24 protein-coding genes and 1 tRNA gene are annotated in these 26,552 nt (G+C 49.1%); 12 read left to right on the forward strand and 13 right to left on the reverse strand.

Annotated features, from left to right (window positions below; translation table 11 throughout):
- Window positions 1–43: 43 nt before the first annotated feature.
- The 8 genes from rimO to rpmG all read right to left on the reverse strand — a co-directional run bounded on the left by rimO (window position 44) and on the right by rpmG (window position 4,808).
- On the reverse strand, window positions 44–1,354 hold the full coding sequence (gene rimO, locus LX87_RS01290; RefSeq protein WP_111626365.1) for a 30S ribosomal protein S12 methylthiotransferase RimO: 1,311 nt from the start codon (window positions 1,352–1,354) through the stop codon (window positions 44–46).
- Between the two features lie 165 nt (window positions 1,355–1,519).
- On the reverse strand, window positions 1,520–2,170 hold the full coding sequence (locus LX87_RS01295) for a PH domain-containing protein (RefSeq protein ID WP_111626366.1): 651 nt from the start codon (window positions 2,168–2,170) through the stop codon (window positions 1,520–1,522).
- A 5-nt stretch (window positions 2,171–2,175) separates the two neighbouring features.
- Entirely contained in the window at window positions 2,176–2,646 is a 471-nt protein-coding gene (locus tag LX87_RS01300) for a hypothetical protein (RefSeq protein ID WP_146624410.1), read from the reverse strand.
- Complete coding sequence (locus LX87_RS01305; RefSeq protein ID WP_170139288.1) at window positions 2,624–2,998, reverse strand: HEPN domain-containing protein; 375 nt, start codon at window positions 2,996–2,998, stop codon at window positions 2,624–2,626. Before LX87_RS01305 ends, LX87_RS01300 begins: the two co-directional genes overlap by 23 nt.
- On the reverse strand, window positions 2,967–3,326 hold the full coding sequence (locus LX87_RS01310) for a nucleotidyltransferase domain-containing protein (protein WP_111626369.1): 360 nt from the start codon (window positions 3,324–3,326) through the stop codon (window positions 2,967–2,969). The genes LX87_RS01305 and LX87_RS01310 overlap by 32 nt, the downstream gene beginning before the upstream one ends.
- Window positions 3,327–3,328: 2 nt before the next feature.
- Window positions 3,329–4,288: a signal recognition particle-docking protein FtsY gene (gene ftsY / locus LX87_RS01315; protein WP_111626370.1), complete on the reverse strand. Its 960-nt coding sequence runs from the start codon at window positions 4,286–4,288 to the stop codon at window positions 3,329–3,331.
- A gap of 148 nt (window positions 4,289–4,436) precedes the next feature.
- Window positions 4,437–4,592 (reverse strand): DUF4295 domain-containing protein, encoded by a 156-nt coding sequence (locus tag LX87_RS01320; protein ID WP_111626371.1) that lies wholly within the window; start codon window positions 4,590–4,592, stop codon window positions 4,437–4,439.
- A gap of 33 nt (window positions 4,593–4,625) precedes the next feature.
- Entirely contained in the window at window positions 4,626–4,808 is a 183-nt protein-coding gene (gene rpmG / locus LX87_RS01325; protein ID WP_111627437.1) for a 50S ribosomal protein L33, read from the reverse strand.
- 155 nt (window positions 4,809–4,963) lie between these two features.
- On the opposite strand from rpmG, the gene LX87_RS01330 reads away from it, so the two are divergent.
- Window positions 4,964–6,199: an NADH-quinone oxidoreductase subunit D gene (locus LX87_RS01330; RefSeq protein WP_111626372.1), complete on the forward strand. Its 1,236-nt coding sequence runs from the start codon at window positions 4,964–4,966 to the stop codon at window positions 6,197–6,199.
- On the opposite strand, the gene hpt is transcribed toward LX87_RS01330, so the two are convergent.
- Window positions 6,196–6,723 carry a hypoxanthine phosphoribosyltransferase gene (gene hpt / locus LX87_RS01335; protein ID WP_111626373.1) on the reverse strand — a complete coding sequence of 176 codons (528 nt, stop codon included), beginning with the start codon at window positions 6,721–6,723 and terminating at the stop codon, window positions 6,196–6,198. The two genes, LX87_RS01330 and hpt, sit on opposite strands and share 4 nt — an antisense overlap.
- 122 nt (window positions 6,724–6,845) lie before the next feature.
- Here hpt and LX87_RS01340 point away from each other — a divergent pair, with 122 nt between their 5' ends.
- Window positions 6,846–8,066, forward strand: coding sequence for a tetratricopeptide repeat protein (locus tag LX87_RS01340; protein WP_111626374.1), 1,221 nt, complete (start codon window positions 6,846–6,848; stop codon window positions 8,064–8,066).
- Window positions 8,067–8,139: 73 nt separating this feature from the next.
- Here the strand turns inward: LX87_RS01340 and LX87_RS01345 are convergent, their stop codons facing one another.
- Complete coding sequence (locus tag LX87_RS01345; RefSeq protein ID WP_111626375.1) at window positions 8,140–8,610, reverse strand: Lrp/AsnC family transcriptional regulator; 471 nt, start codon at window positions 8,608–8,610, stop codon at window positions 8,140–8,142.
- Window positions 8,611–9,029: 419 nt separating this feature from the next.
- Between LX87_RS01345 and LX87_RS01350 the strand changes: the two genes are divergently transcribed.
- On the forward strand, window positions 9,030–10,568 hold the full coding sequence (locus tag LX87_RS01350) for a glycoside hydrolase family 10-like protein (RefSeq protein ID WP_111626376.1): 1,539 nt from the start codon (window positions 9,030–9,032) through the stop codon (window positions 10,566–10,568).
- Window positions 10,569–10,654: 86 nt separating this feature from the next.
- Here the strand turns inward: LX87_RS01350 and LX87_RS01355 are convergent, their stop codons facing one another.
- The 3 genes from LX87_RS01355 to LX87_RS01365 form a co-directional block, all read right to left on the reverse strand.
- Window positions 10,655–11,497 carry a sugar phosphate isomerase/epimerase family protein gene (locus LX87_RS01355; RefSeq protein ID WP_111626377.1) on the reverse strand — a complete coding sequence of 281 codons (843 nt, stop codon included), beginning with the start codon at window positions 11,495–11,497 and terminating at the stop codon, window positions 10,655–10,657.
- Between the two features lie 160 nt (window positions 11,498–11,657).
- The gene (locus LX87_RS01360; RefSeq protein WP_111626378.1) at window positions 11,658–12,899 is read right to left on the reverse strand and encodes a 4-hydroxy-3-methylbut-2-enyl diphosphate reductase; all 1,242 of its coding nucleotides are present in this window, start codon (window positions 12,897–12,899) and stop codon (window positions 11,658–11,660) included.
- Between the two features lie 74 nt (window positions 12,900–12,973).
- Complete coding sequence (locus LX87_RS01365) at window positions 12,974–14,500, reverse strand: GH3 auxin-responsive promoter family protein (protein ID WP_111626379.1); 1,527 nt, start codon at window positions 14,498–14,500, stop codon at window positions 12,974–12,976.
- 213 nt (window positions 14,501–14,713) lie between these two features.
- On the opposite strand from LX87_RS01365, the gene LX87_RS01370 reads away from it, so the two are divergent.
- From LX87_RS01370 to LX87_RS01410, 9 genes are all read left to right on the forward strand, one after another.
- Window positions 14,714–17,149, forward strand: coding sequence for a penicillin acylase family protein (locus tag LX87_RS01370; protein WP_111626380.1), 2,436 nt, complete (start codon window positions 14,714–14,716; stop codon window positions 17,147–17,149).
- Between the two features lie 4 nt (window positions 17,150–17,153).
- A complete protein-coding gene (locus LX87_RS01375) occupies window positions 17,154–17,522 on the forward strand; it encodes a hypothetical protein (protein ID WP_111626381.1) in 369 nt (122 codons plus the stop codon).
- A 64-nt stretch (window positions 17,523–17,586) separates the two neighbouring features.
- Window positions 17,587–18,186: an OmpH/Skp family outer membrane protein gene (locus tag LX87_RS01380; RefSeq protein ID WP_111626382.1), complete on the forward strand. Its 600-nt coding sequence runs from the start codon at window positions 17,587–17,589 to the stop codon at window positions 18,184–18,186.
- Window positions 18,187–18,626: 440 nt separating this feature from the next.
- Window positions 18,627–19,088, forward strand: a complete 462-nt coding sequence (gene smpB / locus LX87_RS01385) for an SsrA-binding protein SmpB (RefSeq protein WP_111626383.1) — start codon at window positions 18,627–18,629, stop codon at window positions 19,086–19,088.
- A 126-nt stretch (window positions 19,089–19,214) separates the two neighbouring features.
- On the forward strand, window positions 19,215–19,727 hold the full coding sequence (locus tag LX87_RS01390) for an HNH endonuclease (RefSeq protein WP_111626384.1): 513 nt from the start codon (window positions 19,215–19,217) through the stop codon (window positions 19,725–19,727).
- Window positions 19,728–19,907: 180 nt separating this feature from the next.
- The gene (gene rpsA / locus LX87_RS01395; protein WP_111626385.1) at window positions 19,908–21,689 is read left to right on the forward strand and encodes a 30S ribosomal protein S1; all 1,782 of its coding nucleotides are present in this window, start codon (window positions 19,908–19,910) and stop codon (window positions 21,687–21,689) included.
- Window positions 21,690–21,831: 142 nt separating this feature from the next.
- Window positions 21,832–21,902: transfer RNA gene (locus LX87_RS01400), tRNA-Cys, on the forward strand.
- Window positions 21,903–22,140: 238 nt separating this feature from the next.
- Window positions 22,141–23,388, forward strand: coding sequence for a c-type cytochrome (locus tag LX87_RS01405; protein WP_111626386.1), 1,248 nt, complete (start codon window positions 22,141–22,143; stop codon window positions 23,386–23,388).
- 46 nt (window positions 23,389–23,434) lie between these two features.
- A complete protein-coding gene (locus LX87_RS01410) occupies window positions 23,435–26,536 on the forward strand; it encodes a TAT-variant-translocated molybdopterin oxidoreductase (protein ID WP_111626387.1) in 3,102 nt (1,033 codons plus the stop codon).
- The last annotated feature ends 16 nt before the right edge of the window (window positions 26,537–26,552 follow it).

Consider the following 26,552-nt stretch of genomic DNA (forward strand, 5'->3'; position numbering starts at 1 on the left):
CGAAAAAAACGAGCTTGGCTGCGAGGGAGTTAGCCGTTTTTAATTACAAAACCACCTCGCCATACAGGTCGAATTCGTGGGCTTCCGTAATCCGTACATTGGCAAAGTCGCCCAGCCGTACATACTGACCCGCCGGAACCAGCACTTCGTTATCCACTTCGGGCGAGTCGAACTCCGTACGACCGATGAAAAAGCCGCCTTCTTTCCGATCGAACAAGACTTTATAGGTCTTACCGAGTTTTTTCTGATTCAGTTCCGAAGAAATACCTTGCTGTAATTCCATGATGGCATCGGCGCGTTCCTGCTTGATGTCGGCCGGAATCTCGTCGGGCATGGTGTAGGAATGCGTATTGTCTTCGTGGGAATACGTAAAGGCACCCAGCCGGTCGAAGCGCATCCGTTCAACAAAGTCGTAGGTCTCCTCAAACATGGCTTCCGTTTCACCGGGATGGCCGACGATCAGGGTAGTCCGAAGGGCAATGTCGGGGACTTTCTCGCGAATGCTGTAAATCAGGGCTTCGGTTTTTTCGCGCGTGATACCCCGGCGCATGATTTTAAGCAGTTCGGTGGAGCCGGTTTGCAGCGGCATATCCAGGTATTTGCAGACGTTCGACCGTTCACGCATCACGTCCAGCACATCCATCGGGAAGCCAGACGGATAGGCATACTGCAAACGAATCCAGTCAATGCCTTCTACGTCGGCCAGGCGGTTGATCAGCTCCGACAGGGTACGTTTTCTTTCGAGGTCCAGCCCGTAATAGGTCAGATCTTGGGCAATCAGAATCAGTTCTTTGGTGCCGCGCCGGGCCAGCGACTGGGCCTCTTTCACCAGTTCCTCCGCCGGACGCGAGACGTGGTGGCCGCGCATGAGCGGAATGGCGCAGAAGGAGCAGGGGCGGTCGCAACCCTCGGCAATTTTGAGGTACGCAAAATGGGCCGGTGTGGTCAAAAGCCGTTCGCCCACCAGTTCGTGTTTGTAATCGGCTTTCAGCGTTTTGAGCAGCCGAGGTAGTTCGTTGGTGCCAAACCAAGCGTCAACGGTCGGAATTTCAACTTCCAGTTCGTCCTTGTAGCGGTGCGACAGGCAGCCGGTTACATATACTTTATCGACCACGCCCGCGTCTTTGGCATCGACATACCGCAGAATGGTGTTGATCGATTCTTCTTTCGCATTATCAATAAAACCGCAGGTGTTAATGACCACAATGTTGGCATCGTCTTTCTTCGATTCGTGCGAAACGTTGTAACCGTTGCCTTTCAGTTGGGTATAAAGCACTTCAGAATCTACCAGGTTTTTGGAGCAACCCAGCGTGACAATATTAATTTTATTCGAACGTAAGCCTTTTGTTTTCAAAACAGACTAAGATTAAACGGATTGCCCTGATTGACAGGATTGCCCTTATGTCGGAGAACGGACGGTATGCCCGACAGGATTAAATAATATAGCGCAGGCGGTAACCGTCTTAGCAGAACACCGCTACTTTTTACAAAGTTCGGAAAAGTACAATTCAGGAGAAAGTTATGGCGCAATTATCCACGGAATTTTATGCGGAACATTGCGGGTCGGAACGGATTTGAAATACTCCTGAAGCGCATACGGAAGATAACTTTTGTTGTTATTGAGGTAAACGGTCTGTCCGTTTTTTAATCGGAAGATGAAATACGCATAACCAGCAACCATTTTTCCCGACGATAGACCGGACGTATGTTCTTCAATTCTCTCGAGATGATCCGCTGTAATTCGCATGCTTCCGTCTTCTGTCTTAATTTCTACACTTTTGTCGGTTGGGTCCAGCGTTATTGTCTTTCCTTTGGTAATCAGCCAGTATTGTGATTCCAGTTCGAAAAGGCGGACGCACCACCATAAGGTGTAGATAAAAACAGCCAGGCCGCCGGCTGCAATAATTCCCTGCCAGTAGATCTGGACCGCCGGTAACAGTACGAATAGGCAGGCATACAGACCGAGTACATTCATCGGTACGAAAAAGATCAAAAACAGAAAATCGAAACGAGTGAAGTATTCCTGTTTCGTGACTTCGTATTCAATCTTGATCGATAGCGGGGATTCGGCTCCCCATGCTTTCGCCGGGTACCGGATCAATCGGTAGATAACCCATCCGAAGGGAAACAGAACTGCCGTGGTGATCAGAAGTGCGTTCAATACGTTCATAACGGTTAATATACCGCCTGATACGTGATTTCAAACGTGATGGTTGACTGACGGTTTTTCTCGACCGTTACCGGAAAAATATGGTTTTGGCTGTCAAACAGGTTGGCATACAGCCCTTTTTCCTCCTGCACAAATACCGAGTAGGTGCCCGGAGCCAGATCAACGCAGAACTGGCCGTCTTGATCGGACTGGACTTTTTTGATGAGCCGTGTATTGACTTTGGAGTAAAAACCGTCGTCTGTCGTTTGCGTCTGACCGATTTGGGTCAGTTCATAAATAAGCACCTCACGCGCCACCGGCTGGCCTTTGGGCTGCGGTCGTCCGGGGCCGGGCATATGGTTGCCGGATTTAAAGATCACCGTCCCGCAGATGCCCTGCGGCTGCTTCTGGCCCTGGCTAGGCTTGCAGGCAATAAAAGTCCCTAATACAAAGGAAAGCAAAAAAGCGAGAGCGTTATGGGTATTTCTCTTTGACATAGATCAGAAAGTTTTCGGCTATATCAACCAGACGCTCAATCTCATCTTTCGGAAAATCACCCTCTAAATCGTAGTCGGCAATTTGGCGCCGATCGAATAGAAGACCAAAGTCATTACTAAATGACTGAGGAATTTCGCCGGTTTTTATGTAGTGGAGGGAAAACATCTCACGGGCACCAGAATGACGTTTGGTTACTATGCCTTTCTCATATAGAAGACCGCGTACGAGCCAGAAAAAACAATAGTAAGAAGGTGTGATTGCACCGATCGGAAGCTCAGAATGAAGTGCGTTCTTCGCAATAGTCAGATAATCCTGCGCTTTACGCAAGTATTGCTTCAAATCCTCGCTCATAAATACATATACCGTCTTTCCCGACTTCTCTAAAAAAAATGCGATTCGACTTGAGGAATTCATTCATCGAAACCACAACGGCAGATATGGTAATAAACGTTTCAAGGTAGTAAGCGTTACGATCTAAAGCGGTGGTAGCAACCTCTTTGAAGGGTGAGACATTCTCTTCATCCAATAACACCAGGTAATCGACATCCGAGTCTTCATGAAAATCTCCCCGGGCATACGATCCAAATAGTAGAATTCGAGCAAGCCGATCTCCATAGTGCCGTTTCATTATATCGGTCACTTTACGGTTGACAGCTTCCAAATCGGTTACGACGGCCATAATCAGGCTTTCTTAAAAAACGAATCCACAAACTCCATCTTGCTGAAGGTCTGCAAATCGTCGATTTTTTCGCCAACGCCAATGTATTTCACCGGAATTCTGAACTGATCGGAAATACCGATGACTACCCCGCCTTTGGCCGTGCCGTCCAGCTTTGTAATCGCCAGAGCCGTTACATCCGTGGCTTTGGTAAATTCCGTCGCCTGAATAAACGCGTTCTGACCCGTCGAACCGTCGAGCACCAGCAGGACTTCGTGCGGTGCTTCCGGCAGGAATTTCTGCACCACCCGTTTGATTTTCGACAACTCGTTCATCAGGTTTACTTTCGTGTGCAGACGGCCTGCCGTGTCGATAATCACCACATCGGCGTTCATATCCACGGCTTTTTTAACGGCGTCGAAAGCCACCGCTGAAGGATCGGTATTCATGCCATGGTCGATAACCGGCACACCGACCCGTTCTCCCCAGAGTTTCAGTTGGGAAACCGCAGCGGCCCGAAAAGTATCGCCCGCCCCCAGAACCACTTTATACCCACGTTTGTGGTATTGAGCTGCCAGCTTACCGATGGTAGTGGTTTTGCCCACGCCGTTGACGCCCACAACCATAATAACGTACGGTTTTTTGTCAGCGGGAAGTGAAAAATTATCGTCAATATCCACGGATTTGTTTTCGGCCAGAAGGGCGGCAATTTCTTCCCGCAGAATCCGGTCGAGTTCGCTGGTATTAACGTATTTGTCCTTGGCAACGCGCGCTTCAATGCGCCGAATGATTTTAACGGTGGTATCAACGCCTACATCGGATGTGACCAGAACTTCCTCCAGTTCGTCCAGTACCTGATCGTCGACGGTTGATTTACCGACAACGGCGCGGTTAAGTTTCGAGAAAAAATTTTCTTTGGACTTTTCCAGCCCTTTATCGAGTGATTCTTTTTTTTCCTTCGAGAAGAAATCAAACAGGCCCATTGGTAGACGTTCTAACTTTGATGGTCGTATATGAAAACCAATACCTTGGTGTGGATTGGCTCATTTGGTGTCTTTAGCAACAAAAATAAAAACAAAAAAGTCCCACCGATTACCGAGGGGACTTAGAATGTGTCATAAAACCAGAAGACTAGCCTTTCAGAGCGGCCTGTACTTCTTCCAGCGGGACCATTTCTTCTCTAAAGGTGTAAGCACCGGTTTTCGGTGATTTTACGGCTTTGATAATCTTTGCGAAGTTCTTACCGCCACCTTCCTTCTTCAGGGTTGCAACAACTTTCTTTGCCATTTTCGATAGGCGGGAATAGTCCCGCGGTTACAATTATTTAATTTCTTTGTGTACCGTTACGCGTTTCAAGTTCGGATTGTACTTTTTCAGTTCGATCCGGCTGGGCGTATTCTTGCGGTTTTTGGTGGTGATGTAACGCGAAGTACCTGGAATGTTGGTATCCTTCTGCTCCGTACACTCCAAAATCACCTGAATTCTATTGCCTTTCTTAGCCATTGCTGTAAATATTTTCTCAAACAGGAACGCAAAGGTAAGAAAAACTCGTAATAAGAAAAACGGTTGCTTATGAATAATTTCGAAAAACTGCTTAATTCCTAGCGGTTTAAACCAATTTTTGATTTTTGGGTATCCGCTGCCGACCTTTGATAGCAATGACCACGCAAACCATACAATACGAATACCAGCCCGGGCTGTTTCAGGCATCCGAGCCAAATAAATATAAAACCGACGACCTGGAGGCCGGTCAGATGATTCTGAACATGGGACCGCAGCACCCCTCGACGCACGGCGTTCTGCGGATGGAAATCGTCACTGATGGTGAAATCATTGTGGATGTTGTGCCGCACCTGGGCTATCTGCACCGCTGCTTTGAAAAACACGCCGAATCGCTGCCCTATAACCAGACGTTGCCGTTTGTGGATCGGCTGGACTACCTGGCTGCCATGAACAGCGAACACGTTTTCTGCATGGGCGTTGAACGGATGCTGGGCATTGACCAGGAACTGCTGAACCGCCCCGACGGGCGACGGATTGAATACATCCGGGTTCTGGTGTCCGAACTGAACCGGCTGGCGTCCCACTTTGTAGCAATCGGGACTTATGCGCTGGATATTGGGGCCTACACGCCCTTCCTGTGGATGATGCGCGACCGCGAACACCTGCAACGGCTGCTGGAATGGGTTAGCGGAGCGCGGATGCTGTATAATTACATCTGGATTGGCGGCCTTTATTACGATCTGCCGGTTGGTTTTGAAGAACGGTGTCAGGAGTTTCTGAAATACCTGAAACCGAAGCTGCTGGAAATGCAGCAGTTGGTAGCCGAAAACAAGATTTTTGTCAAACGCACGGCGGGCGTCGGCGTATTGCCGCTGTCGGTTGCTATTAATTATGGCTGCTCAGGGCCCATTTTACGGGCGTCGGGTCTGCGGTATGACCTGCGCCGGGTCGATGGCTATTCCGTTTATCCCGAACTGGACTTTACTATTCCGATTGGCGAAGGATCGGTCGGCAAATTGGGTGATTGCTGGGACCGGAACTACGTGCGGGTGCTGGAATGCTGGGAATCGGTCAAGATTGCCGAGCAGTGTCTGGTGCAACTAACGGGCGATCTGAAGCGTACCCGCGATTTTGATCCGCAGGCGATGGTGCCGAAGAAAATCCGGCCAAAAGCGCAGGAGTTTTACATTCGGGGCGAAATTTCGAAGGGTGAACTGGGCTTCTTTTTCCGGGCCGATGGCCGGTCGGATGTACCATTCCGCTGCCGGGCGCGTTCGTGTTCGTATCACAACCTGTCCGTCATCAGCGAGATATCCAAAGGCGCCATGATTGCGGATTTGGTGGCCATTATCGGCTCAATCGATGTGGTAATGGGCGAAGTGGACCGTTAGGCCAGCACGAATATTTCCTTCGCGTTTCGGCCAAAACCGTCGTAATCCAGCCCGTAGCCGACGACAAACTGATTTTCGATTTCAAAACCGATGTACTTAATATCCACCTCAACTTTCAGGGCTTCCGGCTTGAACAGCATCGTGGCAATTTCGAGCGAAGTCGGTTGTTGCTGCATCAGTTGCCGCGAAACTTCCTGAATGGTCAAACCCGTATCAATAATATCCTCGATCAGAATGACATCCTGACCGGCGATGGACTCACTTAACCCAAGCAACTCGCGGACAACGCCCGTTGAAGCCGTTTGCTGGTACGAGCTTACCCGAATAAACGTAACCCGGCACGGAATGGTCAGGTGGGTCATCAGCTCGGCGGCAAAGATAAAGGCGCCATTCAACACCACAACAAGCAGGGGTTCTTTATCCCGATAGTCGTGGTTGATTTGGTCGGCGAGCTGAACAATGCGGTTTTTCAGCTTGTTTTGATCGATGAAGGGGACAAAGTTCTTGTCTTTGATGGTCAGCATATGGGGCTAGTTGACGCAAAACCCAAAGGTACGGCATCCGGCGGGTTCTAAAAACTTTTCGTTGCGTAAACTGGAATTTGAAAAACTTCGTTGATAGGAGACGATACTAGTGTCCTGTAAAAATGAAAAAAAATATTCTTGTTGTAATAGGCTTGTTGGTGACCTTTACGGTGCGGGCTCAGGTCTATTCACTGGCGGAATTTGACAAGAAATACGATATGTTGCTGAAGCATCCCGGCGTACAGATTGAGTCGGCGGAGGCTATCAACAACTTGTATAATTACAAATTTTACGAAGCGGACAAAGAGTTCCGGTGGCTGCGGATGCGTTATCCGGAGCATCCGATGCCGTACTTTCTGATGGCACTGGCCGAGTGGTGGAAAATCGTGCCGAATACCGAAAATACCGATTTCGACGATAAGTGCCACGCGTACCTGGACACGACAATCACCAAGGCCGAAAAGCTCTACGACAGCAAAGACAATAAAGTAGAACCGTCATTTTTTCTGGCGGCTGGTTACGGTTTTAAAGGGAGACTGTTTTCGGAGCGAAAAAAATGGGCCAAAGCGACCTGGGCTGGCAAGAATGCACTGAAATACTTCGAGAAGTGCAAAGGCAACGGCGATCTGACACCCGAATTGCTGTTTGGTGATGGGTTGTATAATTACTACGCGCAGTGGATTCCCAAGAATTATCCGGCCCTGAAACCCATTCTGATGTTCTTCCCCAAGGGTAATAAAGCGGAAGGAATCCGGCAGTTGGAGCTAACCGCCAACAATGCCTTTTACACCCGTACGGAAGCCCGGTATTTTCTGCTCCAGATTTACAGCATGGAAAATCAGTACGACAAAGCGTACGATCTGGCCAAGTATATGTGGCAGCAATATCCGGATAACCCGTACTTCGAACGGTATTACGCCCGAACGGCTTTTGTGCGTGGGTACAACAACGAAGCAATCGCGGCTTCCAACAGCATTTTAGGTAAAATTGAACGGGGAATGGACGGTTACGAAGGCGTTGGTGGGCGAACAGCGGCTTATATACTGGCTTATGCCAACCACCATTATACCCGCGATATGGCGAAAGCCAAGCAGTATTATCAGAAAACCATCGACTTTGCCAAACAAACCAATTCGTTCGATGCGGCTTATTATTGGGCGTCGGTACTAAATCTGGGAAAAATTGCTGCGGCCGAGAAGAACTACGATCAGGCGCAGACCTATTATAAGGAAGTAATCGACAAAGCCGACCGCAAATCCAGCCAGCACAAGGAAGCCAAAGAAGGGCTGGACAACCTGAAAAAATTACGGCGTGAAGAGCGCCGGAAAGCGCGGAAGAAGTAGGAGTGATGAATTAAGAGTGAAGAGTTGGCTGACGCATTAATTGAGGCAGCGCAACTCTTCATTCTTAACGGCTTCAGGGAATAGGCAGCACTTTGCTTTCCTTGAATGTTGAGAGAATTACCATCGTCTGCGTGCTGGCAACTTCTTCAATTTCGTTGATTTTTTCCAGCATCAGAACCTGGTAAGAGGAAATATCCTTGGCAATGACTTTCAGCAGAAAATCGCCAGAGCCGGTAATGTGATGGCACTCAATAATCTCCGGAATATTTTTCACGGCGTTGACAAACGACTCGGTTACCTGCTTTTTGTGACCGACCAGCGATACCTGTACGAACGTGGTAACACCCAGGCCAACACGATCCCGATTCAGTTGTGCGTGGTAGCTTTGAATGATTCCCGAAGTTTCTAATTTTTTTACACGCTCCAGTGTCGGAGCGGGTGATAAGCCAATTTCTTTCGATAATTGTGCGTTTGTAATTTTAGCGTTCGTCTGTAAAATTTCTAATACTTTACGATCAATTTGATCGAGCTTGATTCCTGACATGATAGTGTTAACTTAAAAGCTTCATCCAACCAATAGAAGATCGCGCAAAACTAAACATAATCCTTACATTTTTATAAAAAAATATGGATTTTTTACTAAAAAGTAAAATAATGATTGGTTTTACGGCGTAATAGTTGGCTCAAAATTACTGTAAACAATAGTTATACCAAACACCGTTTACCATTGAAATTTTCCTTTCTTAATTTTTTTCCAAATAAAATTCTGTATTAAAGCGGCTTATTTGGCTGGATTAGCCCGGATGGAAGATTGCAATCCTTCATAAAGTACAAAAACTTGCTTGAAGAGTGCGAACAAGGCCAATTGGAGAAATACAATAAACCGTAGCCTAAGACAGTTGAAAAGGTGACAGGAATCTTCTGTATCTTTGGCTATTCTTTTTGTTGATCAACCGTTTGCGCATGCGCTGTCCTTACCGGCTTCTTTTTAGTTTCTTGCTCTTTCTCCGGATAACGGGAGTTGTCAGTGCCCAAACTCCTCCCAAACGCGAATTTCGGGCGGTTTGGATTGCAACAGTCGATAACATTGATTGGCCAAGCGTGCGGGGTCTATCGTCCGATAATCAGCGGGCGGAGTTTATTAATCTACTTGATCAGCACCAGCGGGCGGGCATCAATGCCGTAGTCGTACAGATTCGGGCGGCTGCTGATGCGTTCTATGCCAAAGGTTCGGAACCCTGGTCGTTCTGGCTGACGGGGCAGCAGGGCCGTGCGCCGGAGCCGTTCTACGATCCGCTGGAGTTTATGATCCGGGAAGCCCACGACCGCGGCATGGAATTTCACGCCTGGTTTAACCTCGACCGCGCCACGTTTAGTAAACTATCCAGTGTAACCCCTGATCACATCAGCAATCTTCGGCCGGAATGGATGCTGCACTATGGTGGCCGCAAACTTTTTAACCTGGGGTTGCCCGAAGTGCGCAATTATGTAACCGGCGTTGTTACCAATATTATCCGGAATTATGACGTGGACGGTATTCACTTCGACGACTACTTTTATCCGTACGGTATTGCCGGGCAGGTGGTTCGGGATGAGGTGACGTTCAAAACCTACGGCAACGGTATGAACCGGGATAACTGGCGCCGGGAAAACGTCAATCAACTGATTCGCCAATTACACGATTCGATTCAGACCATCAAACCGTATGTGAAATTTGGCGTGAGTCCGTTCGGGGTCTGGAAAAACCGTAGCCAGGATCCGGATGGGTCGGAAACAACGGGGGGCCTGACATCGTATTTTGATTTATACGCCGATACGCGCAAGTGGATTCGGGAAGGCTGGATTGATTACATCGCCCCGCAGGTCTATTTCAGTACGGATTTTCAGAAAGTACCGTATCGATTGCTGGTCGATTGGTGGGTCAAAAACGGTTTTAATCGGCATCTCTACATTGGACAGGGTGCGTTTCGAATCAACCGCTCAACTCCCCGCGACCGGGCCTGGAACGACCCGAACGAAATGTCAACCCAGCTAATCTACAACCGGCAGTTTAGTCAGATTCACGGCAGTATTTTCTTTAGTTCCAAATCGCTGACGGCTAACCTCAATGGGGTGCGGGATACACTGCTGACGAATTTTTATCGCTATCCGGCCCTCATACCGCCGATGCCCTGGAAAGATCCTGAGCCACCGCTTTCGCCGAAAGATTTGAAGGCCACGCCAACGCCAGAGGGAGTGGAGCTGTTCTGGCAGGAACCCGCCCCCGCACCGGATGGCGATAAGGCCCAATATTACGTTGTGTACCGTTTTGACCGGAAAGATAAGATATCAATGGACGACCCAACCCATATCGTCGCCATTTGCGTGGGAGAACATACAACCCGCTTCATCGACCGCACAGCCGAGCCGGATAAACGGTATGTGTATGCCGTTAGCTCTTTTGACCGGCTGCATAACGAAAGCGTTCCTATTCAGGTCCATGTCCGGGTGCCGGAGCAGTGATAAAAGACAAGAGAGGTTAGACAGAAGACAATAGACTTTAGTATAAGTCTTTCATCTCTTGTCTAACCTCTCTTGTCTTTATACTCTTACACCGTCTTTAAAAAAGCGAGTCCTTTTACGGCAATGTCTTCACCGGAAGATTCGATGTCGCGCCAGATGGCTGCGGCTTTGGCAATAGCTTTTACGTCGGGTGTAAACGATTCGATCACCAACTGACCTTTAAAATCAATGTCTTTCAGCGCCTGCCGGATGGAATCCCAGTCGATGTGGTCATTGCCGGGAATACCCCGGTCGCAGCCGCAGGTGTGCAGCAGTTCCAGCCGCGATCCGGCTTTACGAATGGCGTCGGCCTGAGACTTCTGTTCGATGTTCATGTGGAACGTATCCAGGTGCAGCCGGACCGCATCGTTGCCCACCAGATCGGCCAGTTCAATCGCCTGATCGACGGTATTGATGAAGTCGGTTTCGAAGCGGTTCAGCGGTTCGAGGGCAATTTTCAAGCCTTTGCTGGCAGCGTAGTCGGCCAGTTCTTTTAAGTTCTTGACAACGGCTTTCTGTTGTTCGGCATAAACGTCTTTGGGGGTTGCTTCGGCCCGGCCAACGCTCGAATACAGCGGGCCAACCAGCATTTCAGCTCCAATTATCTCCATTACATCCAGCAGGCCTTTCAGGTACGTCATGGCATTTTGCTGCTGTTCTTCATCGCCCCGGAAGTCGCGGTCGAGACTCATGGCTGCGCAAACCGTCTTACAGCCCAGCTTGGCATCAGCCAGGGCTTGTTTAACCACCTGCGGATCAATGTTCGCGGGATCTTCCAGCCCGATCTCTACGGTATCGAAACCCCATTCAGCAAATTTTGAAAACCACTTCACACTCTCGTTCGTGAAGGGCGACGTAAACAGAAACGTGTTAATCCCGATGGTGTACATGCGTATAGATTGTGTTAAGTCCAGTCTTGGCTGCGGCAGTTTTTTTACTCTACTCGTTAAAAGGAACCGCTCGCAGCTTGTGCTTTCCGAGGAAACAAAGAACCCTGACCCGACTTTTTACTGCCAGGGGGTGACATTTATGAAGTTTTCCTACCGAATTTCAGGAGCCAAACCGCTGACCCACTTCCGCCATTACCTCATCTACAGGCCGGGCCGCCGGAAAGAAGGAAACAATTTTGAGGAGAATGCCTTCTACCACCGCATCGGGGCAGGAGGCTCCACACGTCAGCAAAACCGTTACCGGTTCGTGATCGGGCAGAAAATGTTCCGTGACAACCTCCTCTTTGGTGTGAATAGCGAAGTGCCGAATCAACTCCCGCGACAAAATCTTCTGCTCGGTTTCAATAAAGTACGTCGGTAGTTTCACCTGGCATAATTCCACCAGGTGCAGGGTGTTGGAACTGTTGTAACCACCGGCCACCAGGGCAAAATCGGCGGGGTTTTTCAGCAGGGCGTAGGTCGAATCCTGGTTATCGTTGGTTGCGTAGCAAAGGGTGTCGCGGGTGTTGGCGAAACGCGTTTCCACTTCGTCCGGCATGAGGTGGTGATGCCGGATCATGACGGTTTTCAGGAAGTCGGCAATCTGCTGCGTATCCGACGCAAGCATGGTCGTCTGGTTTACGACGCCGATGCGCTGCAAATCGCGTTCAGGATCGAAACCTTCCGAAAACTGCCCTTTAAATTCTGTATAAAACGGCTCTTTGGCCGACTCGCCGGTAAGGTAAGTAGCCAGACGCTGCGCCTGGGCCATATCTTTTACCACCACGGTTGGGGCCGACTCCTTGCTGTGCGAAAACGTAGCCCGGGTTTCTTCATGCGACGGTTTGCCGTGAACCACCACGGTATAATCCTTCTGACCAATCTGCGTGGCTTTGTTCCAGACCTTTTCGACGAAGGGGCAGGTCGTATCGTACTGTTCGACGTTTAAACCGATTTCGGCCAGTTTCTGCTGAATCTCGATGGTGGTTCCAAAAGCCGGAATCACGACCACATCGTCGGGCCGCAACTCCTCCCACGGAACGATTTGCTTACCCGACGTTTCCATCAGAAACCGAACCCCACGTTCCTGCAAATCCCGGTTTACATCCGGGTTATGGATCATTTCACTCAGGAGGAAAATGCGTTTGTCGGGATTTTCGGAGATGGCTTTGTAGGCAATCTCAATGGCGTTTTCAACCCCGTAGCAAAAACCAAAATGCCGGGCGACCAAAAACCGGACCGGACCAAAATCAAGCAGTGTGGGCGTAAAATCCCGTTTGAGTTTATCACGCTTCCGCCGAAGTTCTTTCAGCGGACTGATGATGTGGCTACGGTAATACTCCGGAATATTGAAGGATTTCATTGAGCAAAATTAAACGGACTTCCTTTGTAGAACAATGGACAGAAGGGCTTCGTTCGGTAAAATACCGTTGTTGTTCAGGAGAAGGTGGTTAACCGGCCCAGAATATCATCGAGGTATTCCCGGCTGTTGCTCAGGCGCGGCACTTTATGCTGTCCACCCAGTTTACCACGGGTTTTCATCCATTCATAAAACGTCCCGCGTGGAACGGCATGGACGATGGGGGGCTGCAACACCATATCGTTATACCGTTTGGCGTCGTAATCGGAATTTACGTGCCGGAGCGTCTGATCAAGTGTAGTGCAGAAGGCCGCGAAGTTATCCGGTTCGCTGGAAAACTCGATGATCCATTCGTGGCAGCCGTTGGTTCCGCTGCCCATGTACACCGGCCCGGCGGTATAGTCGCTTACGGTGGCGCCGGTTGCTTCACAAGCCCGCGTAATGGCCGTTTCAGCATTTTCAATGATTACTTCCTCGCCGAATGCATTGATGAAATGCTTGGTTCGTCCGCTTACGCGCAACCGGAATGGATAGCATGAGGTAAACCGGACGGTATCGCCAATCCGGTAGCGCCACAGCCCGCCATTTGTTGAGATAACGAGGGCATAATTTTTATTTAGTTCCACCTCCTCGATGGTGAGTGCTTTCGGGAACGGCTTATCGGCTTCTTCGATGGGTACAAACTCGTAAAATATACCGTAATCCAGCATAAGCAGCATTTCGCCAACCCGTTTCAGGTCGTCCTGAATGGCGAAAAAGCCCTCCGATGCGTTGTAGATTTCGAGGTAGTTGATGTTGGCCGACGGGAAAACTTCGTTGGCAAACAATTCCCGATAAGGCTGGAACGCCACCGCTCCGTGGATAAAGACCTCAAAATTCGGCCATACCTCCAGAATGTTTTGTTTGCCCGTTAAGGCCAGAACTTTTTCCAGCAGCACCAGCGCCCAGGTTGGCACGCCCAGGATGCTCGTCACATTCTCGCGGGAGGTGATTTCGGCCATCCGGTCAATTTTAGCCTCCCATTTATCCATGAGCGCCACCTCGATGGCCGGTGTCCGGATATACTGCGCCCAGGAAGGCAGATTTTTCATGACAACCGCCGATACGTCGCCTGCAAAACCGTGCTGGCTATACGGGTTTTCGTGTAAGCTGCCGCCAATCGACAACCCCTTGCCTTCAAAGGCTTTGCTTTCCGGGCGGTTGGCGATGTAGAGCGCCATCATATCTTTCCCGCCTTTGAAATGGCTTTCGTCCAGCGATTCCTGCGAGATGGGAATAAACTTACTACGGGCGTTGGTGGTGCCCGACGACTTGGAAAACCAGTGAATACGGGAGGGCCAGAGCAGTTTTTGCTCGCCTTTCATCGTGCGTTCAATGTAGGGAAACAGATCCTCGTACGACGAAACCGGTACGCGCTCCTGAAAGTCACGCACACTACGAATTGAATCGTACCGGTGCTGCTGCCCCCAGTGGGTATGCCGCCCTTTGCTGATCAATTGTTGAAAAACGCGCTGCTGCATTTCACCGGGCCGCGCCATCATCGCTTCGATGCGTGGTACACGTCGTTGCAGCAGCCATTTCAGTGTCGTATTCAGCAGGGTCATACGAGGAGAGCTAAATCCAGGTCAAACTTACTAAAAATGTTGTATTTAGAAGAGGCTTTGTTTCATAACCTGAGGAACAACGATATTGTTCGTTGACATTATTTTCCGTAAAAATGAAAAATAATACCATTCTAATGCTTTTTGTGCCTAAAATTGGTATAAAAGCGAGAATAAATTTTCTTTGTAAAAGTCCCGAAAACCACTGATGCCAATATGAAAATAGCAATAGCCTTTCTTTGTTGTCTCATTTCTATTGGGTTAACGGTTTCGTTGAATCGGCAGTGGGGGGTTGTTCCGGCGTTTGGGCGGTTGCTCAGTCCGTTTGAAGGCTTCTGGCAAAACGCTGAAACGAAAGATGCCGCTTCCGAACAACATATATCAATTAAAGGTACGCGGGACGAGGTGACGGTTTTGTTCGATGACCTGCACGTACCGCATATTTTCGCCCGGAACGATTACGATGCTTATTTTGCCCAGGGCTACGTAACGGCCCAAGACCGGCTGTGGCAAATGGAGTTTCAGACCCACGCAGCCGCCGGACGTCTGTCGGAGGTGATTGGGGAACGTGCTCTCGAACTCGACCGCGATAAACGACGCCTTGGCATGGCGTATGGGGCCGAGAAATCACTGGCCGGAATGCTGGCTGATTCTGCAACCCGGTTAGTGCTGGAAGCGTACACGGCGGGCATTAACGCCTACATCGCCCAATTGAAACCGGCTCGTTACCCCATCGAATACAAGTTGCTGGGTTATGCACCCGAACCGTGGACACCGCTAAAATGCGCTTTTCTTCTCAAACAAATGACACAGACCCTGGCCGCCGGGGCCGACGATCTGCTGATGACCAACGTACGTCAGAAGCTGGGGGCGGAGCTGACGGCTAATTTGTTTCCCGACTATCCTTTTAAAGAGGACCCCATTATTCCGGTCGGTACGCGCTGGGATTTTAAACCCGTTAAAATACCGTCGATGCCTGCCAGCACGGAAACAGACAGCAGCTTTGCTTTGAACTGGCCCCGGCACGATCCGGCCATCGGCAGCAACAACTGGGCTGTAGGGCCGGAGAAATCAGCGACCGGCTATCCGATTCTGGCAAATGACCCGCACCTGACGCTTAGTTTGCCTTCTATCTGGTATCAGATTCAACTGGTTACGCCTACTTTAAACGTTTACGGCGTTTCGTTGCCGGGTGCGCCGGGAGTTGTTATCGGTTTTAATAAAGAGGTCGCCTGGGGCGTTACCAACGTCGGGGCCGATGTGCTGGACTTTTACAGAATCCGGTTTCGGGATAACCGGCAACAGGAATACTGGCACGATGACAAGTGGAAACCCGTTCGTCGGCGCATTGAACGCATCAAAGTGAAAGGACAGCCCGATGTAGTGGATACAGTTTTGTATACCCACCACGGTCCGGTGGCGTATCTGCCGGACGAAAAACCGTTTCTGGCCAACATTCCCACGGGATACGCCGTGCGCTGGATTGCCCACGAAGTAGACAATGGGTTGAAAACGTTTTATCTGCTGAACCGCGCCAAAACCTACGACGATTACGTAACGGCTTTGTCGTTTTACGCGGCTCCAGCCCAGAATTTTGTTTTTGCCAATGCCGCCAAAGATATTGCGATATCGCCCAACGGACGGTTTCCGCTCAAATGGCGTGCTCAGGGCAAGTTTCTGCTGGATGGTACCAAAGCCGCCAACGACTGGCAGGGCTGGATTCCGGCCGGGCATAATCCGCGCGTTAAAAATCCGCCGAGGGGTTTTGTCAGTTCGGCCAACCAGTTTTCTACCGACCCTACTTATCCTTATTATATTAATTGGGAGTTTGAAACGCCCGACCGGGGAATGCGCATCAATCAGCGGCTGGCCGCCATGCAACGGGTAACGGTGGATAGTATGCGTCGGTTGCAAAACGATGTATACAACCACCAGGCATCCACGTTTCTGCCCGTTTTGCTGCCCCGCATTCGTGAAAATGACCTGTCGGAAAATCAGAAGCGGGCGCTCCAAACCGTTCGTCAATGGAATTACCAGCAGGATACGGCCACGGTTGCGGGTACTATCTTTATGGAATGGATGGGGCATCTGGAGCGCGCTATCTGGGGTGACGACCTTCCGGAAAGCCCCGGAAGGCCCATGCGGTTTCCGAATGCCAGCCGAACCCTGCAATTGCTCTCCGAGGAGCCTGACTCCCGGTGGTTTGATGATGTTCGGACGGCAAACCGCCACGAAACAATTCAGGATGCCGTGACAGTCAGTTTTCAGCATACGGTTGATTCACTGGCGAAGCAGCACGGTCCGCTGGGAAAAACCTGGGCGTGGGCCGACCATAAAAAGACGGGAGTACGGCACCTGATTCCCGGTCTGGACGCGTTCAGTGCCCTGAATGTTCAGGTTGGTGGAGGAAGCGGTATTGTCAATGCGGCTGGTCGGCGGGCCGGGCCGTCGTGGCGGATGGTAGTGCAAACGGGTCCGCAGGTCCGGGCCTACGGGGTGCTGCCCGGGGGCCAGTCCGGCAATCCGGGCAGCCCGTATTACCTGAATATGCTCGAAACCTGGCGGAAGGGGGAGTTGTACGAATTGCTGTATCTTCAATCAGTTCCCCAAAAACACCCGCGTATTCAGTCCACGCTTACACTCACGCGTTAGAATTATGCTACCTTTTATAGTAATCGCTTTGTTGAGCGCGGTCCTACAATTTTTTCTGCCCTGGTGGAGCATTGCCGCCGTTGCATTTGGTGTGTGTTTCTGGCGCAGCCAAACGGGTTGGCGGGCATTCGGTAACGGTTTTCTGGGCGTTGCCGTCATCTGGTTTTTTTATGCGCTGGTTATCCACCTGCAAACCGACGGTATTTTGACGGCCCGGATGGCCGGTCTTCTTCTTAAAACTCGCTCATCAATCCCCCTGCTTCTGCTGGCCCCCCTGGTAGGCGGTCTGGTCGGTGGATTCGCCGGTTTGGCGGGTCAGCAGGTAAGAACGGTATTGGCAGCCAACCGTTCATCAACTCTCAAGCGGGTTTGAATTGCGACGTAAGCAGTAAATCGTACCTTTGTAGAATCATTAAACTATTAATTAACTGTTTCTTGTGAAAAACGCATCTCTTGTTTTGAACGCTGTACTGGCGGTAGCTGTAGCGGTCTTGTATTATTTGCACTTCTCGGAAAAACAAACCGCTGAACCGGCAGCGGCCAGTACAACCAAATCGACACCTGCCCGCAAGACGGTTTATGTGAATGTGGATTCGTTACTGACCAATTACGAATACTTTAAGGATACCCGGAAAGTTCTCGAAAGCAAACGCTTCCAACTCGATAACGAATTGAACAACAAAGGGCGCTCTCTGCAAAATGAAGTGGCCTTTTTCCAGCAGCGGGCCCAAACCATGACGATGGAGCAGGGCCGGGCTACCGAAGCAGCTCTACAGAAAAAACAGCAGGATCTGATGGCCTATCGTGATCGTGTTGTTCAGCAGTTGGCGGAAGAAGAGCAAAAGAAAAACGAGGAGCTGTACAACCAGATTCATGATTATCTGAAAAAAGTGAATAAGCAGAATCAGTATGATTTTGTAATGGGCTACTCAAAAGGGGGCGGTATTTTGTTTGCGGATAGCACGCTTGATGCTACTAAAGCGGTAATTGCCGGTTTAAATAAGGAGTATCAGCAGAAACAGCAACCTAAGAAATAATACGGTTTCTAATACTGTTTTCAGGATTCACCGCTCAATGCGGTGAATCCTGTTTTTTTATGAACAAGCCAACTCCGGCACAGAATTTGCAAATTGAACGAATTAATTGTTAAGCCAAACAAATAATGATTTTTGCAGTTTGTATCAATAAGTTAAACTCCCGAAATACGAATCCACTATACCGTTAGGATAGTGCTTAAAATATCCTGGAGAATGTCGGTGTGTACAGAAGAGTCGTGAGGCTGTGATTCGGCTGTACTTCTCTACATGTTGTAGGGTAAAAACACCGGCTTCGCCAGGAAAGTCAGAAATGACTATATCCACCCGTTTGATACCCCGGAGAACACTTCGGGGTATTTTTGTTTACAATTCGGTACTTTTGACGTGAATGTTTGTAGCAAAACCGTGTTATTACCGACGGAAGGCGTACTAAATTACTTATGGCGAATACAACACTTGCAAAGCACATTGAGATTCGGAACCGGCGAGCCTCTTTTGAATATTTTTTTCTGGAAACATTCGTGGCCGGTATTATGCTGACGGGCACGGAAATTAAGTCGGTGCGGCAGGGCAAGGTAAACCTGGGCGATGCTTATTGCCTATTCCTGAATGAAGAACTGTATGTGCGGCAGATGCATATTTCTCAGTATACGGAAGGAACCTACAATAACCACGAACCCCTGCGGGATCGGAAATTGCTATTGCAAAAGCGGGAACTTAAACGATTGGTCAATAAACTAACCGATCAGGGGCTGACCATCATTCCGACCAAGCTCTTTATTAATGACCGGGGGTTTGCGAAGCTGGAAATTGCCCTGGCTAAAGGGAAAAAACTGTATGATAAACGCGATTCTATTAAAGAGCGTGATGTTTCCCGTGAGATGAGCCGCGAGCAATATTAGCCTGAAAAGCTGATTCTCAATGGGTCAGCCAATTTTAAAAAATGTGAATTATTCATCTATTACCTGTTATTTATAATGATATTTCATTAACTTGCTTAGGAAAGAAAGGAGTCTGATACATTGTTTATGGGTAGGAAAGTCCTGATACTAAATCAAGATTATAGCGCACTAGGCATCTGTTCTGTACCAAAAGCGTTCTTGTTAGTCTACCTGAACAAAGCGGAACTGGTTGCTCAATCCGAAGCCTTCGTCCTGCGAACAGTAGACGACGAATACCCATCTCCGACTGTCATCCGTCTTCACCGCTACATTCATTTGCCCTACAAGGGCGTCATGCTTAACCGGCAGAATATTTTCAAGCGCGATGGCAACCGTTGCCAGTACTGCGGTAAGCACGAGGATCTGACGCTGGACCACGTTATGCCCAAATCGCGCGGAGGGAAAACCAACTGGGATAACCTCATTACTGCCTGCAAACGGTGTAATTCGCAAAAAGGCGACCTGACACCGGAAGAAGCGGGTATGAAACCGTACCAAAAACCATTTAAACCTTCTTTTCTGGTCTTTCTGCGGGATTTTTCGGGATCCGTAGAAGAAACGTGGATGCCGTTTCTGGCGAAACGTGAGAAATTATATTGACTTAGTTTCTTCTTGGGCGCCTGCCTACGCAAAAAACACTTTTTTTGTGTAACGAATGTATTTTCAGAAAATCTTACTATTTTTGCACCTCTATTTTTGGAGCAGTGTCTCCTTATATCAACTAAAAATCAGCCAGGAAGGCCCGGGGGCTGATGTATCATGGGCCACAACTAAACTTTTATGAGCAAAACGCAAACACTGCCTGATTTTGATTGGGATAAGGCAGACAACCGGGGTTTTGGCAGCGGCTACTCAGCGGCAGAACGTGATCGCCTGGCCGAGCTGTACGATAATACCCTGGCGCAAGTAAACGAGAAAGAAGTAGTGACCGGAACCGTAGTCGGCATTACCGACCGGGAAGTTATCTTAAACATTGGTTTCAAATCGGATGGACTGGTTCCGGCATCGGAATTCCGCGATCTGCCCGACTTGAAAATTGGTGATGAAGTAGAAGTATACGTAGAGAATCAGGAAGACCCTAACGGTCAACTGGTGTTGTCACGCAAGAAAGCTAAAGTCATTACGGCTTGGCAGAAAATTCAGCGTGCCCTGGACGAAGATTTGGTTATCGAAGGTTTCGTGAAACGCCGGACCAAAGGTGGTCTGATTGTCGATATTTATAGCATTGAAGCTTTCTTGCCCGGTTCGCAGATCGACGTGAAGCCGATCCGTGATTTCGACGTTTTTGTCGGCAAGAAAATGGAAGTGAAAGTGGTGAAAATCAATTACGCCAACGATAACGTAGTTGTTTCACACAAAGTCCTGATCGAAAAAGATCTGGAAGCACAACGTCAGCAAATCCTGAACAACCTGCAAAAAGGTCAGGTGCTGGAAGGTGTGATCAAAAACATGACCAACTTCGGGGTGTTTATCGACCTCGGTGGTGTTGATGGTCTGTTGCACATTACGGATATTTCGTGGGGCCGCATCAGCCACCCGTCCGAATTGCTGCACCTTGACCAGAAAGTCAACGTTGTTGTTCTTGACTTCGACGAAGACAAAAAGCGGATTTCATTGGGTATGAAGCAACTGCAGGCACACCCGTGGGATTCTCTGGAAGGAGATATTCAGGTTGGTTCGAAAGTGAAAGGCCGTATTGTTAATGTGGCTGATTACGGTGCCTTCCTGGAAATCATGCCGGGTGTTGAAGGGCTGATCCACGTATCTGAGATGTCGTGGTCGCAGCACCTGCGCAACCCACAGGACTTCCTGAAAGTGGGTGACGAGGTAGAAGCCGTTGTGCTGACGCTGGATCGCAACGATCGTAAGATGTCCCTCGGTATCAAACAACTGACGGCTGACCCCTGGTCACGTGCGGAATTGGTTGGAAAATATGCCGTAGGTACCAAACATAAAGGTATTGTTCGGAACCTGACCAACTTTGGTCTGTTCCTTGAACTGGAAGAAGGCATCGATGGTCTGGTACACGTATCAGACTTGTCATGGACGAAGAAAATCAAACATCCGTCTGACTTTATTAAAGTAGGCGATGAACTGGAAGTAATCGTTCTGGAACTTGATGTTGAAAACCGTCGTCTGGCGCTGGGTCACAAACAACTGGAAGAAAACCCATGGGATACGTTCGAAAGCGTATTCGTACCGGGTTCAGTTCACCGTTGCACGATCCTGGCGAAAAACGACAAGCTGGCTACGCTCGAATTACCCTACGGTATTGAAGGCTTCGCTGCCCTGAAAAGTCTGCAAAAAGAAGATAGTTCCTGGGCTGAAGTAGGCGAAACGCTGGAGTTCAAGGTGACCGAATTCTCGAAAGAGGAAAAACGCATCATGCTGTCGCACACTAAAACGTGGCAGGAGAAAGGTGAAGACCGGAAGCCGGAGAAAAAAGCAGCTACTGCAAAAGCTCCGACGTCCAGCAAAGAGCCAGAGCGTGCTACTCTTGGAGACCTGGATGCACTGGCGGCCCTGAAAGAACAGATGGAAGGCCGTGCGAAAGGCGAATAAGTCGCTAAAATGTTAGATTGCCGACAAATTTTGTAGTAAGTTTGTGGCAGCATAGTAAGAAGAGGAGTTGGGAAATTGGTGTTTGTTAGGCTCGTTTCAATAAAGTTTTTCATACGCCGGTTTCTCAGCTTTACTTCTAAATGGTCCTGTGGCCGAGTGGCTAGGCAGAGGTCTGCAAAACCTTTTACAGCGGTTCGAACCCGCTCGGGACCTCCCCGGATGTATTGCCTAAATACATCTACATAGTAGAAAACAAAAAACCATCTGACCTGTTAGGCAGATGGTTTTTTGTTGTATTTAAATGAGGTTTTATTGCCTGAAAAGTGGCCAAAAAATTGGTTACTTAGACAAAGTATAAATAAAAAAGTGCTCCAAAATATCAAACCGCAAGTGTTTGATTAAAACCGTTCCTGTACTACTTTTGTGCGTTAATGGAAAATAATTAGTAGGTATGCATACTGATTTTATTGGTTTCTCATCGCTTAAAATGTACTCGCGAACTGCAATAAATAGGGTAGTAATTGTACTAATCATCCTATTAGGAAGCTATCGCTCACAGGCGCAGGATGCGGCAAAAGGAAAGGAGTTGTACTCAACTTTGTGCCAGCAGTGCCATGCCGTCACGGATGAAAAAGTAATCGGCCCCGGCCTAAAAGGTATCAACCAGCGTCGGGATGAGGCATGGCTTATCAAGTGGATTAAGAACCCACAAGCGATGATCTCGAGCGGTGATGCTTACGCAACCGCCCTTTATGCAAAATACCAGCCGGTGGTGATGCAGAGCTTCCCGGATTTGTCAGATGATGATATCAAAAACATCCTGGCACACGTAGAAGCCGCAAATGCTGCTCCGGCAGGAGGAGATGCACCTGGGGTAGGAGCTCAAGCGGGTGGGGGTGCTCAGGCTGCTGCCAGCGAAAGTCCATCCGGCTTGTTTACGGTCGTACTGGTTGCCTTATTAGTAGTTATGCTGCTGGTACTGGGCGTTTTGCTGGTTCTGGTAACGATTCTGTCGAAAGCGGTTGCTCCGGCACCGGGCGTTGAGACAACGGAGCAGACAAAATCATTCTCGCAACGGCTGAAAGACATCACTGGAAACAGTGCCCTACGGTCCATTGTCTTGTGGCTATTTGTCTTTGTTGTCATTAAACAGACCTTCGACGGACTGTATAGCGTTGGTGTTTCGCAGGGTTATGCCCCGAAGCAACCCATCGCTTTTTCTCATAAGTTGCATGCCGGTCAATACCAGGTTAACTGTAATTACTGCCATACGGCCGTTTACAAAGGAAAGCTGGCAACCATTCCTTCGGCAAACATCTGTATGAATTGCCACGGTGAGATCAAACGGGAGTCACCGGAAATTCAGAAGATCTATAAGGCCATTGAAACTGATACGCCAATTGAATGGGTACGGGTTCATAACCTGCCTGATCTGGCGTATTTTAACCATGCTCAACACACTAACGTAGGTCAGGTTCAGTGCCAAACGTGCCACGGGGAAGTTGAAAAAATGGAAGTAATGGAACAACGGTCGTCACTGACCATGGGTTGGTGTATTGACTGCCACCGGAAAACGGAAGTTGCTACGAAAGACAATGCTTACTACGATAAATTAGTTGCCCTCCATAAAAAGGGAAGTAAGGAGCCGTTACGTGTGGCTAATATTGGTGGTCTGGAATGTTCAAAGTGCCATTTTTAATCACACATCAAATCCTACTTAACAGTTAACGAACTACTAGGACTGTATGGAAAGTACAAATAAACGGTATTGGAGGGGGCTGGAAGAACTACGCAACGACGAATCCTTTGTAAAAAACGCGTATAAAGAGTTCTCAGAACCTACCGATGCTACACCTGCCGAATCAGGAAGTATTGTCGACGGTATTAGCAGTGATCGTCGGGATTTCTTAAAAGTTTTGGGTTTTGGTATGGCAGCCGTTTCACTGGCAGCCTGCGAAACGCCGGTTCACAAGGCAATACCTTATATTAATAAGCCGGAAAGTACATTTCCGGGCATTGCCGATTATTACGCTTCAACCTTCAGCGAAGGAGGGGATTATGTGCCGGTTTTGGTGAAAACCCGCGAAGGTCGGCCCATTAAAATTGAAGGTAATACGTCATCAAGCATAACCAAAGGAGGAACGTCCGCCCGTGTACAGGCTTCGGTTTTGTCGCTGTATGATAACGACAAATTAAAAGGGCCGAAAAAAGGAGAAGCGGATGCCGAGTGGGGCACGGTTGATCAGGAAATCATGGGCCTCTTGCAACGGGGCGGTGCTGTCCGGATTGTTTCATCAACCTTACTGAGCCCTTCTACCAAAAGTGTTATTGCGGCTTTCACCGCCAAATACCCAGGGGCTACCCATATTCAATACGATGCTAATTCAGCATCTGGATTAGTTCAGGCAAACCAATTGTCGTTTGGACAAGCGGTTGTCCCTTCATACGATTTTAGCAAAGCCAAAACGATTGTTAGTATCGGTGCTGATTTTCTGGGTAGCTGGATTGCTCCCTTAGAATATACAGACCAATACGTTTCGACGCGTAAGGTGGGTGCCAATGGTGGCAATAAAAAGGAGATGTCACGGCATTACCAGTTTGAGACGGGTTTGTCGATGACCGGTTCCAACGCCGACTACCGGACGCCCATCAAACCGTCACAGGAAGGACTGGTGGTAGCGGCTTTATACAATAAAGTAGCGGCTAAACTGGGCGGAACCCCAGTTAGTACGGCCTCTATTGATGTTCCTTACCTCGACAAAGCCGCTAATGAACTGGCTGCTTCACGGGGTGCGGCACTCGTTGTATCTGGTTCAAATGATGCCAATGTTCAGGTCTTGGTTAATGCTCTGAACAACCTGTTGGGTAGCTACGGTACAACTATTGATTTAAGCCGTCCTGCCAATTACCGTCAGGGAAATGATGCCGCTATGAACGGTTTCATTAGTGACGTAAAGGCTGGTCGGGTTCAGGGTGTGATTTTCTACGCTGCTAACCCGGTGTATGACCACCCGCGTGGAGCGGAATTGAAAGAAGCCTTGCCACGCGTTGGCTTATCGGTTTCGTTTGCCGACCGGGCTGATGAAACGGCTTCTCTCTGTAAGTATATCTGTCCGGGCTCTCACTATCTGGAGTCTTGGGATGATGCTTCTCCCAAAGCCGGTTTCTATAGCCTCACGCAGCCTACGATTAATACGATTTTCAAAACCCGTCAACCGCAGGTTTCTCTGTTGAAATGGGCAGGTTTGAATTCAAACTACGAGGCTTTTATAAAGAGCTACTGGCGCACAAATATTTATCCGCAGGCAGGTGGCGGTAAATCCTTCGAACAATTCTGGATTCAGTCACTGCACGATGGCGTGGTCGAACTGCGGTCTGCTTCGACCGGTTCTGCCGGAACGTTCAACGCCGGAGCGGTTGCAACGGCTGCCGCTGGTATTGCCCAACGCTATAAACCCAATGCTACGGGTCTTGAACTGGCACTTTACGAAAAAGTAGGGATTGGTACAGGCTCTCTGGCCAACAACCCCTGGTTACAGGAATTGCCCGATCCGGTTTCGAAAGCCTGCTGGGACAATTACGCTTGTGTATCGCAGAAAACGGCTAGCGAACTGGGTGTAAATCAGCATGATCTGGTTACTGTTGAAGTAGCTGGCAAACCGTCTATCGAGTTGCCAGTCCTCATCCAGCCCGGCCAGGCGGATGGAACGGTTTCCATTGCTATTGGATACGGTCGCGAAAAAGCTGGTAAATCAGCCGATGGCGTTGGTAAAAACGTCTACCCGCTGGCTACCGTTTCAGGCAATTCTGTTTTGTTTACGGCTACCGATGTAAAAATTAATAAAGCAGGCGGATCCCGTACGATCGCTCAGACGCAGACTCATGATACCGTTATGGGGCGTCGGTCGGTTATTCAGGAAACGATTCTGTCAGCTTATAAAAAAGATTCGAAAGCGGGTCGGTTCTTCCCGAAAGTTGAAACATCTGAAGGGCCGGTTCCGGCTGCTGACCTTACGCTCTGGAACGGTTACGAAAAGCCGAACCATTCATGGGGTATGGTTATCGACCTGAACTCCTGTACGGGTTGTGCGGCCTGCGTCGTTAGCTGCCAGGCTGAAAACAACATTCCGGTAGTAGGCCGTCAGGAAGTGATCAACCGTCGTGAGATGCACTGGATTCGGATCGACCGCTATTACAGCAGCGATGCCGAACCGGATGATCGGAAAGGGCTTGAAGTGGCTGCCGCTAATCCGGAGGTCGTATTCCAACCCATGCTTTGCCAGCACTGTACGAATGCACCTTGCGAAACGGTATGTCCGGTATTGGCAACGACGCACAGTACGGAAGGATTGAACCAGATGACGTACAACCGGTGTGTTGGAACGCGTTATTGCGCCAACAACTGTCCGTATAAAGTTCGGCGGTTCAACTGGTTCAAGTATTTTGATAACGACAACTTCGATTATCATTTCAACAACGATCTCGGCAAAATGGTCATCAATCCTGATGTAACCGTTCGTTCGCGGGGTGTTATTGAAAAATGCTCTTTCTGCGTACAACGGATCCAGGAGGGTAAGTTGACGGCCAAGAAAGAACGCAGAAGACCAAAACCGGATGAGATTCAGGTGGCTTGTGCGCAGGCTTGCCCAACAGGTGGGATCATCTTTGGAGACATGAACGATCCAGAGAGCACGATCTCAAAAATACTGAAGGAAGAGCACGATGCCCGGGCTTTCCAGGTACTGGAAGAAATCAACGTTAGACCGCAGATTTCATACCTGACGAAGATTCGGAATAAAGACGAAGTCGCCAAACCAGCCGCTGCCGCAGCGGAACACGCTGAGTAATTTCTAGTTCGTAACT

This window comes from Larkinella arboricola (assembly GCF_003259745.1).
Classification (GTDB): Bacteria; Bacteroidota; Bacteroidia; order Cytophagales; family Spirosomataceae; genus Larkinella; species Larkinella arboricola.